Origin of the sequence: Actinomyces sp. (assembly GCF_030530635.1) — a bacterium.
Classification (GTDB): domain Bacteria; phylum Actinomycetota; class Actinomycetes; order Actinomycetales; family Actinomycetaceae; genus Actinomyces.
The window spans coordinates 34,618-45,918 of the sequence record NZ_JAUMUL010000021.1 but is presented as its reverse complement, the minus strand read 5'-3'; the positions used below and the strand labels follow the sequence as shown (position 1 = coordinate 45,918).

The window sequence follows — 11,301 nt, the reverse complement described above, 5'->3', positions numbered from 1 at the left end:
GGTAGAAGTCACGTGCCGAGGTCGGTAGAAGTAGCGGTAGGAGGACAACGTCCATCATCTAGGATGAAACACGTGGCAGAAAGGCAGGTTGCCCGAGCGGATGGCAGCATCGACCGGGGTGCGCCCGGCGCCAATGATCCGGCGTCGGCGCGCGTGGATGTGTGGTTGTGGAGTGTGCGCCAGGTCAAGTCCCGCTCCGCCGCAACCGCCGCCTGCCGCGCCGGACATGTCCGCATCAACGGGGAGACCGCCAAACCGTCCCAGCATGTGAAGATCGGCGACGAGATCCGCTATCGCGTGCAGGGATTTGATCGGCTATTGCGAGTACAACGCATCCTGATCAAGCGGGTCGGCGCGCCGATCGCCCGCGAGGCCTACACCGACTTCTCTCCCCCGCGGCCGACTCCACTGGATGCACCGGCGGCCATCATCCGGGAACGCGGTGCCGGGCGCCCCACTAAGAAGGAGCGCCGCCAGCTCGACGCCTTGCGTGCGACTCGGGGCTCCACCGTGGACATTGAGCACCTGCTCGATGAGGACTGAGAGGGGCCGCGCGTATGTCACGATCGGGACGGGCCATGCTGGGAGCCGCCGCAGTCGCAGCCCTCAGCGCCGTGGGTGCGCTGGCTGTACGACGCCGAGAGCTCGGTCCGGGGCTGGAACGCGTTGCCCACGAGCTGCGGGCGCCGTTACTCGTGATCGGGCGTGGACAGGCCGGTGAACCGGTTGATCTGCCTGAGGACTTCTCCTCGCTGCTGTCCATCCGGTTACCCAACCGGGTGTTCCCCACAGGTCTGGGACACCGCTCCACTGCCGTCTGGGACGGCGTTAAGGTGCCGGTGTGGGTCTATGCCGATGCCACCCGCCCCAAGTCTTTGCCCTCAGGAGCCCTGGTCTGGTTACACGGGGGTGGCTTTGTAGGTGGAAGTCCCTCCCAGGATCATCTGTTCTGCTCCCGGATCGCCCGGGAACTGGGCATCTTAGTTGTGTCCGTGGATTACCGGCTGGCCCCGGCCCACCCCTACCCCGCGGCTCTCGACGACGCCACCACCGTCCTGCGTTGGTTGCGGAAGCAGACTGAGAGCTTGAGCATTGATCCTGATCGCATCGCCGTCGGCGGTGCCAGCGCTGGAGGGGGCCTGGCCGCTGCACTTGCGCAGCGCGCCCTGGACGAAGAAATCCCGGTAGCCTTCCAGATGCTGATCTACCCGATGCTGGACGACCGCACCGGTGCGGGCGGCGTGGAGATCCCCGGACGCGGGGAGTTCGTGTGGACGGCGCGCCGCAACGCCGAGAGTTGGGGGGCCTACCTGGCTCGTCCCGCCACCACCATGCCCGAGTCGGCAGCTGATGGCGGGACGGTGCCGACTGCGGCCCGCTGGGCGGTGCCTGCCCGAAGGAGCGACCTATCGGGACTACCGGATACCTGGATCGGCGTCGGAGATCTCGACCTGTTCTTGGATGAGAACCGCACTTACGCCGAGCGCCTGCGCGCAGCCGGGGTGCGCGCGCAACTGCACGTGGAACCCGGCATGTATCACGGCGCCGACTACTGCACCTGGTCCGCGGCCATGCGTGGCTTCCGTGGCGATGCCGTTGCGGCGCTGGGCCGGGCGCTGCGCTCACCCCGTTAGCGTGGGGGTGCCCGGCGCGGCGTCCCAAAGACGATCGCGGTTGTTCACATCTCCTCGTGGGTGCGGGGATCGCCGTCGAAGAGCCTGCCGTCCGGACGGCCCAGGGCGCTGATCGCCTCGACCGCCGCAGCGTCCAAGCGCACCGAGGCCGCCGCCAGGTTCTCCCGCTGTCGTGCAGGAGTCGCGGACTTGGGGATCGGATGAACTCCTCTATCCACATGCCAGGCCAGGACCGCCTGTGCCGCAGTGATTGCGTGTGCTTCGGCGACTTCCAACACAACCGGGTCGGTCAGTACGTCCTGTCCACGGCCGAGAGGGCTCCATGCCTCGGTGAGAATGCCCCGTTCGGTGTTGTAGGAGACCTGCTCGGAGTTGGGGAAGTAGGGATGGCTCTCGATCTGGTTCACTTCCGGGAGTACCCCCACTTCTCGCTCTAGGCGCTCGATGTACTCGGGCAGGAAGTTGGACACGCCGATATGACGTACCAGGCCGCGTTCGCGCGCCTGAACCAGGCCCGCCCAGGTCTCCACATAACGGTCCTGCGCCGGGTTGGGCCAATGGATCAGGTACAGGTCGATGACACCGATCGGGCTCATGCGCGCCATGGACTCCTCGACGGCGGCGATCGCCTCGTCGTGACCGTAGTGCCTTCCGGGCACCTTGGAGGTGATGACTATCTCCTCCCGTCGAGCGGCGCCCTGCTCGATCGCGTGCGCCACGCCGCGGGCCACGCTGCCCTCGTTCTCGTATGAGAATGCCGTATCAACGAGCCGGTAGCCGGTGGCAATCGCATCGGTTACCGCGGCCGCCCCGGCCGCTCCCCGCAACTTGTAGGTGCCCAGGCCAATGGCGGGCAGACTGAGGGCGGTAGCTGTGTTCTCGGTCATGATTACCTCCTGTTGCGAGCCTACGCGTGGAGCAGTCCCCCTGCGCCCGTTGGACGTGAACTCTGCGGATTTTCGCCTGCGACACTCAGCTCAGCCGGTCCAGCAGGGCCTCCACGGTACGCATCACGCCGGCCTCGGTGTTCGCCGGTGCGGTCCAGCGGGCGACGGCGTGGATGCCGGGGTGGGCGTTGGCCATGGCGAAGGACAGCTCGGCGCGGTCATACATGTCCAGGTCATTGAGGTAGTCGCCGAAGACTGCGGTCTGCGCCGGGGTGATACCGGCGCGTTCCTGCAGGGCGGCCAGGGCCCGGCCCTTGGAGGCCGTCGGGGGCATGAGGTCGGTCCAGTGCTCACCGGAAACCACGGCTTGCACACTCGGCACCGCGGCCTTGAGCGCCTGCGAGCTGCCGGCCTCGACGTCGCCGAAGTCGTAGACGGCGACCTTCAGGGTTCGGTCCAGTGGCACGGCCAGCAGGTCGTCCACCACCTCCAGTTCCCGGTAGTAGCGGGATACCTCCTCCAGGAATGGCGGGTCCTGACGGTCGATGTAGGCGCAGTCGACGCCAGCCAGGACGGCGCCGACGTCGTAGCCGTCGATGCGCAGGTCGCGGGCGGTGTCGATGGCGGCGATCGTGTCATCCACACTGATCGTCTCGCAGTGGATGACCTGCTGGTCCTGTACCACCAGCGTGCCGTTCTCGGCGATGATCGGTGAGTGTGCCACCGCCTCGCCGAGTACGGCGCGTAGGTTGGCCAGTTGTCGTCCGGAGGCGGGGGCGAACAGCACCCCGTGCGCGCGCAGGCGCGCCACCGTATCGGCAAAGCCGGCCGGTAGCAGGCCGTCGCCGTCGAGCAGGGTGCCGTCCATGTCTGAGACAACCAGGCGTAGGTCTACGGGCGCTGACGGCAGAGTCGGACGGGCATTACCGGGGACGGGCATGGCGGAGCTTGTCACGGCGGCGATTGTTCCAGACGACGACGGCGCGCGTCGCCTCCGCGATGTTGCGGACGCAGCGCGCGCCTTGAAGCGCCTGGGGGAGCTTCGACTCCGCCCTACGGCCGCCACACCACCGGCTCCGGCTCCAGTAGGTGGGTCGCCTCGGCGCCCGCGCAGTCGGCCAGGCTTACGCACCGCAGCGCCGGGTCGTCATAGGTGGAGTAGTAGTAGGTGCCGGTCCGGGCGGAGAAGCAGCCGGTGTAGAGCGTTCGCTCGTAGGCGCCGTCGGACATGAGGGCGGCCCCATCCACCATGGATACGTTACCGAGCGTGTGGAACATACGGGAGACGTTCTCAACCTCATTGTCCTTGACCGGATAATGGGCGTTAAGGAATGCCGCCTTGGCGAATCGCGACGGCGAGTAATAGTCGCCCGGAATTCCCCGCATGCCCGCTCCGGAGCCGAAAGGAGAAAGGGTGGCGTCGCGCCAGCTGGCGGAGTCCGGCAGATCGCCGGTAGCGGTGATGAAGGTGCGCAGGTTCTCCATATGCCAGTCGAACGCGGGCTGATTGGCCAGCGTGTCTACCAGGTCGTGGTGGATGTGCATGCCGTCCTTCATGTACTCCACCACGATGCTGCGCGTGCCGTCCCCAATGATCCAGTGCAGCAGCGAGACACCGAGGTTATCGCTGACCGGCTTGGCCACGATGGCGGTTTCCGCCAAGGCCGCCTCCACCTCGTCGACGCTGGTGAAGTTGGCGGCGATCCACAGTGGGAACTCGTAGGCGGCCACATTGGTCCTGCCGGCCACGGGGCCGTCCTGATAGCAGGCATAGCCCGGGAAGTTCAGCCCGGCAACGGCCAGGCCCGCATCGTTGCCGCAGTCGAAGTACAGTGGGTAGTCCTCGAAGACGATGCCCATGCCGATCGTCGCGTGCGCGGCCGGAGCATCCTCGCCGAACGCCGAGCGGATCATGAAGCCCGAGGGGACGACGACGATGCGCTCGCCGTAGGAGGTGCTCCAGTCCAGGTTGCGCCCGAAGTACATATTGCCTTCACTGTCCGTGAACCTGATTCCCGTGCACATGGCGGCCTCTTTTCATCTGTGAGTGCTGACGTTGTATTGACTGGACGGTGCCGGCCGGTCAACTGGGAGACAATTTAGTACGTCACTCACATGTGCGTGGGAGATTTCACCAATTCGATACGACGGGCGCCTTATCTGGGAAAACAATGAAATTAGTCTGCGGTTTTCCGGGGCGTAAAAGCGGTGCAATACGGCTCGTTAGCCTACGTACCGCCTCCGATGCCTAAACCCAAGCCACATCGGGTCGGGGCAGCTCCCGTCCGGCAATCAGCTCCGCCACGCGAAACACCTCGTCCAGGTCCGGGGTCTGACCGAGGTAGGTCAGCCGGTAAAGGAAGGTGCCCACCAGCATGTCCACGGAGGTCTCCGGGTCCGGCCCGTGCCACGCTCCGGCGTCCACCGCGCGGGCGACGGCGGCAATCGCCCCGTCTCGCAGGGGTGCGATCACGCGCTCCCGGTAGGCGGCGGCCGCCCGGGGGTGCCCGGCGAGCTCCACACCCAGGCCGGGCAGCGCCGTCGTCAGGGGCGGGCGCATGAGCAGTCGCCAGGTGTGGGCGATGACGCGAGCGAGGTCGGCCAGTGGGTCCTTACCCGCCGGGAACTCCCGCGGCCCGAGGGCGGCGTCGACGGCGTCGACGGCGACCTCGGTCAGGGAGTGCCAGCGCCGGTAGATCGTGGACTTGGGGACGCCCGCGCGCGCGGCTACCGCGTCGATGCGCAGCCCGTGCAGACCCACCTCGGTCAATAGAGCAAAGGTCTCTCGCAGGATGCGTTCGTCCAGCGCGGTGTCGCGCGGCCGTCCGCCGCGGCCCGCGTTCGCGCGCCGAGCGGCGCCGGCTCGCGGGGCCGCCCCGTGGTCGCCCCCCGCTTTGCTGGCTGGTCCACGACCTGGAGGAGTACGCCACCATGCCCGGCCGCACTCACCCCTTCATGCGTTCACTGCCACTCCTGCCCGAGGACGTACGCACGCGGGGCATGTCGCGCGACCAGGCGTATGTTGCGCTGAGTCTCATGGGGTGTTGATGGCGGCGGCCTCCGTGGACGGTTACCGCACCCGCGGGCGCTCGGCCTTCTACCAGGCGATGCTCTACGGCTACGGCATGCACGCCTTCATGCACCTGGGCTCGGCGGCGCCGGCGGAGCTTCACCTCATGACGCGGCCCGCCGGCGTCAAGTCGGCAGCCGGCCACGATCGTTCATGACCGCCGCTCCCCCGACCATGATGCGGTAACGTTACCGTCAAGTATAGCAAGGAGAATGGAGAACACCGCAGTGACACGTGTGCTGGTGACCGGAACGAGCCAGGGGCTGGGCCTCGGCACCCTGACAGACCTGCTGGATGCCGGGGCGCAGGTAGTGGCGCATGTGCGCCGCCCCGAGCAGCTCGACGCCGTCGGCCGATCCCTGGGAATGGAGGTGTCCGGCGTCGTCGGGGACCTGGCGGAGCAGACGCAGGTGCGGGAGGTGGCCGAGCAGGTAGCCGCTCTGGGAGGTGTGGACGCCGTCGTCCACAATGCCGGCACCATGGACGAGGCCCTGGTGCTGGCCGTCAACGTGACCGCCCCCTACCTGCTCACCGCCCTAGTGCCCGCACAGCGCCACGTGTACCTCTCCTCCAGCATGCACCGCGGTGCCCGGCTCAACACCACCCGCCTGGCAGGAGTCGACTGGACGGGCACGCGGCCGACGGTGTCGTACTCGGACTCCAAACTGCTGGTGACGGCGCTGGCCGCCGCGGTGGGCCGGCTCCGTCCGGGCACATGGGCCAACGCCGTCGACCCCGGCTGGGTGCCCACCCGCATGGGTGGCGCCGGGGCACCGGACGACCTGGAGGCCGGGCACCATACCCAGACCTGGCTGGCCCTCGGTGAGGACCCACGCACCCACATAAGCGCCTACTGGCACCACCAACACACTCAGGAGCCAGACCGGCGTGCCACCCACGTCGATTTCCAGGAGCAGCTGCTGGCCGAACTGGAGCATGCGACCGGGACCCCGCTGGGCTAGGACAGTCGCTCGATCTCCTCCACGATCACCTGTGGCGCGTCCAGCATCATCAGGTGCCGGGAACCGGACACGCGCCGTATGCGTGAGGTGCGGAAGGCCGAGAGCACGCTCACAACCGCCGCCGCACCGTTGAACGGCGGCGCCTCCAGAACGGCGACTCGGGCGGGTGCCGGCGCCTTCTGCCTGGCGCGCAGAACCAACAACTGGGCGGCCTGGTCGCGGTAGGACAGCCACTCGGCCGCCGCGGCAGCCAGAGCCTGCTCGCTGCTCCAAAGGGGACGCCACCGGGGGGAGTCGATTGCCTGCGGCCGTACCGTCTGGGACCGCATGCCCGCCCGCAGCATCCAGCCGACTACATCACGTACCGGTCCCAGCCGCACCATTCGCGCTGCGAGACCTGCCAACGCCCCTACCGCTGCGGAGAACCGGGCGCAAGGCGGCGGCACCGACGGGTCAACCAGCACCACCCCGACCACACGTCCGGGCCGCAGACGGGCGATCGCCTCCGCCTGGAAGGAGGCCATGGAGTGCGCCACCACAACCACCGGGGTCGCCTCCGCGTCCAGCAACTCCGCGAGAAGGCGGGTCTCATCCACAAGTGACGGCGGCCCCGCAGCCCTGGTGCCGTTGTGCCCGGGGCGGTCTAGGGTGATCACCCGTCTTCCCTCCAGAGAGGCAGCCACCTCATCCCATCCGGCGGCGGACAGCCCACAACCATTCAGGAACACCACGGCCGGCCCGGATCCATCCCGCACCCGGACTGTGTGTCCGCTCGGGCAACGCGTCTCAGCGAATCGCGGATCGTCTGCCATCGTCCTCCTCCCGTTTCTGGCCCTCATCTTCGAGCCGCCATGCCAACAGCGCCATCCACGCCGAGCACGCCAGTACCTGAAGGATCTGCACCCAGCCCTGCGTTCCCGGTGCCAGCGCCGGTGCCGCCGCGCTGAATATAAGCAGCGCCCCGATGACGACGGCGAAGCCGACCGCTGCCCGTGCTCGCCCAGTCCAGCCGTCCCGCTCCGCCATTCCCAGTGCCACCAGGGCTATGAGTGCGACCAGCGCGACCGACACGAGCACCGAGGCCGCCTCATGCAGGTGCCTGACCAGGCTGGGAGTTTCCGCGCATACCGGATCCCGGCTCTCCGCGCAAGGCAGGTTGAACAGGGTATCCAGGGCCGTGCCGACGGCCACCAGGGCCAGCACCGCCGCCACCTGCGGGGCACGGCGACCGAGCCATCGGCTCCAACCGCGTCGTCCCAGCGCGGCGATGACGGCGAAGACGACGGCGGCCGCCAAGTCGCCGAGGCGGAAGAACCACTGGTAAGGCTGGTCCTGCGCCGCCAGTTCGGACAGGTAGCCGGACAGGACTCCCGGATCGCCGTTCAGCCGCCACGCCAGCCAGCTGTTGTAGGTGACCAGCGCCAGTACCGCCAGCACCCCCCTGAGCCGGTGCGGGCTCACCGTTCGGGCCTAACCAGTGGGAAGGCGATCGTCTCGCGGATCGATGCGCCGGTGAGCATCATGACCAACCGGTCCAGACCCATGCCCAGCCCGCCCGAGGGCGGCATTCCCTGCTCCAGTGCCGCCAGGAAGGCCTCATCCAGCTCCATGGCCTCGGGATCGCCTCCGGCGGCGGCCAGGGACTGGGCGGTCAGGCGTTCACGTTGAATCACCGGATCAACCAGCTCGGAGTATGCGGTGCCCACCTCGGCGCCGAACACGATCAGGTCCCAGCGCTCGGCCAGCCGGGCGTCCTCGCGGTGGGGCCTGGTCAATGGCGAGGTCTCCGCGGGGAAGTCGGTGAAGAAGGTCGGGGTGACGGTGGTGGATTCGGCCAGGTGCTCGTACAACTCCTGCATCATCGTTCCCCAGCCCCAACGTGGATCGTAGGGCATCCCGATGGCGTCGGCGTGCCGGCGCAGCGACTCGACGGGAGTGTCGGGTCCGACCTCCTCACACAGGCCCTCACTGACGGCCTGGCACACGCTCACAGTCCGCCAAGGCGCTGCCAGGTCGATCTCATGCTCAACGCCCCCCACTTGTCCGCGCACCACCGTGGTTCCGAGCGCGGCCCGGGCCGCCGACACGATCAGATCGCGTGCCACATCCTTCATGACGCCGTAATCGGCGTGGGCCTGGTAGGCCTCCAGCATGGTGAACTCGGGGTTGTGCGTCGCATCTGCGCCCTCATTGCGGAAGTTGCGGCCGATTTCGAATACCCGCTCCATGCCGCCGACCATAAGACGCTTGAGGTACAGCTCCGGGGCGATGCGCAGGTACAGGTCCAGATCGTAGGCGTTGATATGTGTCTTGAACGGACGCGCATTCGCGCCCCCGTGCACGGGCTGGAGTATGGGCGTCTCCACCTCCAGGTAGTCGCGGTCCAGTAGCTCCCGGCGGACCGCCTGGATGGCGGTGGACCGGGCCGTCACCATCGCACGCTCCTTCGGGTCGACAATCAGTGCCAGGTGACGCTGCCGCACCCGGGTCTCGGGGTCGCGGATACCCCGGTGCTTGTCCGGCAGGGGCCGCAGCGCCTTGGAGGTCACGGACCAGCTGGACGTCAACAGGCTGCGTGTGCCGGTGCGCGAGGTCCCCACCGTACCGGAGACGACCACCTGGTCGCCTGCGCGCACAAGTTGCCGGAACCGGGCTACGCCGTCGGCACCGGCCGCCGAGCGTTCAAGCAGAATCTGCAGGTCGCCGCTGCGGTCCCGCAGATCCGCGAAGACGACGCCGCCGTGATCGCGTATCGCCAAGACGCGGCCGGCCACACAGCACGGGCCTGCGGCGTCGAGGCAGGAGGCAGTGACGTCAACTGACGGCGGGTAGGGGTCCAGGCCCATGGCGAGCATCGCTTCACGGGATGCCAGACGGGAGGCGAACTGCTTGACGTGGCGGCTGGCCGGAGCGGTTTTAGCCGAACCCATGCTGATGGCCGCCAAGCGTGCCGACGCCTCGTCGTCGCGGCGCGGCTGCTGAATGCCGGTGGTCGATGACAACCATGCGGGAGGGGACACGAATCCCTCCGCGACTCCCATGGCGAAGGCCACGCGGGCCAGGTCTCCACCGTCTGGGTAACAGATCATCCGTGGGAACCAGTCGGGGTTGTATTTCGCATTGGACCGGTAGAGCGACTCCAGCTGCCACCAGTGGGAGGCGAGCAGCAGCAGTCGGCGCCACAGACGCCGAACGGGGCCGGCACCGATCCTCTCACCCTCGACGAACGCCGAGCGGAAGACCGCGAAGTTGAGTGATGCTCGGGTGACACCGAGTTCCACGCCGTCTGCCATGAGGGAGGCGACCATGAGCTCAGTGACACCATTGTCTGCGTCTGGGTGGCGTCTCATCACATCCAGGCTCAGGCCATCCGATCCCCAGGGGGCGAAGGACAGCAGGGCGGCGATTCTGCCGCGCTCATCGCCAGAAGGGAAGAGCGCCTCCACCATCACGCACTCGCCGTCGGACGGGTCGCCCAGGCGGCCGAGCGCCATGGAGAAGCCGCGCTCCGTCTCACCTCCCAGCCAGTCCTGTGCGAGGCGGGCCAGGGCCGCTAGCTCGTCGGCGGGGATCGTGCGATGCCGGCGTATCCGTACCGTGTACCCGAGTTCCTTGAGGCGACGAACCGGCCGGCGTACCTCGGGCATGTCATCGATCCGTGCGCGTGCGAAGTCGAGCACGGCCTCGTCCCCAATGTGCAGCGCCCGCAGGCCGGCATCGGCGTATGCCCGGGCGCCCGCCTCGGAGACCCCGATCACGGCTGGAGTCCAGCCGAATTCCGCGGCACGGCGGGTGAAGGCACGTGCGGCCGCCGACCAGGTGGAGGGATCCCCCAGGGGGTCGCCGGAGGCCAGGGCCACGCCCTTGGCCACCCGGTAAACCACGGCGGAGTCGCCGACCAGCAGCGCGGACTTGTCCCGGCGGGTGGCGAAGTACCCCAGCGAGTCCGCCGGATGTTCAGCCAGCAACGTGCGCACACGGGTCTCCTCCGCAACGGACATCTGCGCGATCTGCTTCTGGGAGCGCAACAGCATCCAGAAGGCGGCGAGGAAGCTGACCGCCCATCCAAAACCGAGCAGGCTGACCAGCCATCGGGGGGACACATCCCCGAAGAACAACTCGCTCAACTGCTGCAGCCCCACCCCGGAAATCGCGAACTTGAGGAGTATGGCGACCAGCGTGACAGATCCCGCCGAGACTAGGAAGATCGCCAGGGCGCGCCGGGTGTTGCCCGGCTGGGAACGCACCGTGTAGCAGCGGCGATACGACGCCAGCAGCGCGAGGAACAACAGCAGCGTGGCCACATTCACCATCAGGAAGCCGCGCATGTCCGCCAACTCCTCGTTCTGAAGGGCGGTGGCCAGGACAACGGCGTGTAATAAGGCGATCAACGCCGTCAGGATGATCAGAGCCGTCCAGGCGGATCGTTTCCGCTTGTCCATACCCTCGGCCAGCAGCAGGATGACGACTGCCGTCAGCCAGTCGATGGAGGGAAGCGGAATGATCCACAAGAAGATGAACTCCAGGATCTGCCCAATCCCGGGTGTGGTGCCCAGCAGGCTGTCCGCCAGCGCGAGAATCGCGATAACGTACAGGAGTCTGGGCAGGAGTCGTGGGAACAGGGGATCGTACTTCCGCATCGTCGGTGATCGTTCCTTCTGGTCTGTGTGGGCGCCCGTGCGGGCACAGCGGAAGATTCTTCACAAGAACGGCGCGGCCAGGATCATCCCCACGCAGGACATAGGATC

At 67.6% G+C, this 11,301-nt stretch carries 11 protein-coding genes; 4 read left to right on the top strand and 7 right to left on the bottom strand.

Annotated elements, in window-relative coordinates:
* Nucleotides 1–108 precede the first annotated feature (108 nt).
* Both Q4A20_RS06935 and Q4A20_RS06930 read left to right on the top strand, forming a co-directional pair.
* Nucleotides 109–543: an RNA-binding S4 domain-containing protein gene (locus Q4A20_RS06935; RefSeq protein WP_303121674.1), complete on the top strand. Its 435-nt coding sequence runs from the start codon at nt 109–111 to the stop codon at nt 541–543.
* Nucleotides 544–557: 14 nt separating this feature from the next.
* Nucleotides 558–1,634: an alpha/beta hydrolase gene (locus tag Q4A20_RS06930; RefSeq protein ID WP_303121667.1), complete on the top strand. Its 1,077-nt coding sequence runs from the start codon at nt 558–560 to the stop codon at nt 1,632–1,634.
* A 44-nt stretch (nt 1,635–1,678) separates the two neighbouring features.
* Here Q4A20_RS06930 and Q4A20_RS06925 read toward each other — a convergent pair whose 3' ends face one another.
* The 4 genes from Q4A20_RS06925 to Q4A20_RS06910 form a co-directional block, all read right to left on the bottom strand.
* Nucleotides 1,679–2,521, bottom strand: a complete 843-nt coding sequence (locus tag Q4A20_RS06925) for an aldo/keto reductase (RefSeq protein WP_303121664.1) — start codon at nt 2,519–2,521, stop codon at nt 1,679–1,681.
* Nucleotides 2,522–2,606: 85 nt separating this feature from the next.
* Entirely contained in the window at nt 2,607–3,461 is an 855-nt protein-coding gene (locus Q4A20_RS06920) for an HAD family hydrolase (RefSeq protein WP_303121672.1), read from the bottom strand.
* Between the two features lie 113 nt (nt 3,462–3,574).
* Nucleotides 3,575–4,546, bottom strand: coding sequence for a choloylglycine hydrolase (bsh, locus tag Q4A20_RS06915; RefSeq protein ID WP_303121662.1), 972 nt, complete (start codon nt 4,544–4,546; stop codon nt 3,575–3,577).
* A gap of 223 nt (nt 4,547–4,769) precedes the next feature.
* Nucleotides 4,770–5,315 carry a TetR/AcrR family transcriptional regulator gene (locus tag Q4A20_RS06910; protein WP_303121671.1) on the bottom strand — a complete coding sequence of 182 codons (546 nt, stop codon included), beginning with the start codon at nt 5,313–5,315 and terminating at the stop codon, nt 4,770–4,772.
* Nucleotides 5,316–5,568: 253 nt separating this feature from the next.
* Here Q4A20_RS06910 and Q4A20_RS06905 point away from each other — a divergent pair, with 253 nt between their 5' ends.
* On the top strand, nt 5,569–5,748 hold the full coding sequence (locus Q4A20_RS06905) for a hypothetical protein (protein ID WP_303121660.1): 180 nt from the start codon (nt 5,569–5,571) through the stop codon (nt 5,746–5,748).
* A 55-nt stretch (nt 5,749–5,803) separates the two neighbouring features.
* The gene (locus Q4A20_RS06900; RefSeq protein ID WP_303121658.1) at nt 5,804–6,553 is read left to right on the top strand and encodes an SDR family NAD(P)-dependent oxidoreductase; all 750 of its coding nucleotides are present in this window, start codon (nt 5,804–5,806) and stop codon (nt 6,551–6,553) included.
* On the opposite strand, the gene Q4A20_RS06895 is transcribed toward Q4A20_RS06900, so the two are convergent.
* The 3 genes from Q4A20_RS06895 to lysX are packed head-to-tail and all read right to left on the bottom strand — an operon-like array spanning nt 6,550 to nt 11,193.
* Nucleotides 6,550–7,284 (bottom strand): alpha/beta fold hydrolase, encoded by a 735-nt coding sequence (locus Q4A20_RS06895; protein ID WP_303121655.1) that lies wholly within the window; start codon nt 7,282–7,284, stop codon nt 6,550–6,552. The two genes, Q4A20_RS06900 and Q4A20_RS06895, sit on opposite strands and share 4 nt — an antisense overlap.
* Before the next feature lie 55 nt (nt 7,285–7,339).
* Complete coding sequence (locus Q4A20_RS06890) at nt 7,340–8,014, bottom strand: DUF998 domain-containing protein (protein ID WP_303121653.1); 675 nt, start codon at nt 8,012–8,014, stop codon at nt 7,340–7,342.
* On the bottom strand, nt 8,011–11,193 hold the full coding sequence (lysX, locus tag Q4A20_RS06885; RefSeq protein ID WP_303121651.1) for a bifunctional lysylphosphatidylglycerol synthetase/lysine--tRNA ligase LysX: 3,183 nt from the start codon (nt 11,191–11,193) through the stop codon (nt 8,011–8,013). The genes Q4A20_RS06890 and lysX overlap by 4 nt, the downstream gene beginning before the upstream one ends.
* Nucleotides 11,194–11,301: the final 108 nt, after the last annotated feature.

Bases quoted from the DNA above. Each gene is read 5' to 3' on its own strand.
- Q4A20_RS06930 (WP_303121667.1), top strand. From the start codon at position 558: ATGTCACGATCGGGACGGGCCATGCTGGGAGCCGCCGCAGTCGCAGCC.
- Q4A20_RS06925 (WP_303121664.1), bottom strand. From the start codon at position 2,521: ATGACCGAGAACACAGCTACCGCCCTCAGTCTGCCCGCCATTGGCCTG.
- Q4A20_RS06920 (WP_303121672.1), bottom strand. From the start codon at position 3,461: ATGCCCGTCCCCGGTAATGCCCGTCCGACTCTGCCGTCAGCGCCCGTA.
- bsh (WP_303121662.1), bottom strand. From the start codon at position 4,546: ATGTGCACGGGAATCAGGTTCACGGACAGTGAAGGCAATATGTACTTC.
- Q4A20_RS06905 (WP_303121660.1), top strand. From the start codon at position 5,569: ATGGCGGCGGCCTCCGTGGACGGTTACCGCACCCGCGGGCGCTCGGCC.
- Q4A20_RS06900 (WP_303121658.1), top strand. From the start codon at position 5,804: ATGGAGAACACCGCAGTGACACGTGTGCTGGTGACCGGAACGAGCCAG.
- lysX (WP_303121651.1), bottom strand. From the start codon at position 11,193: ATGCGGAAGTACGATCCCCTGTTCCCACGACTCCTGCCCAGACTCCTG.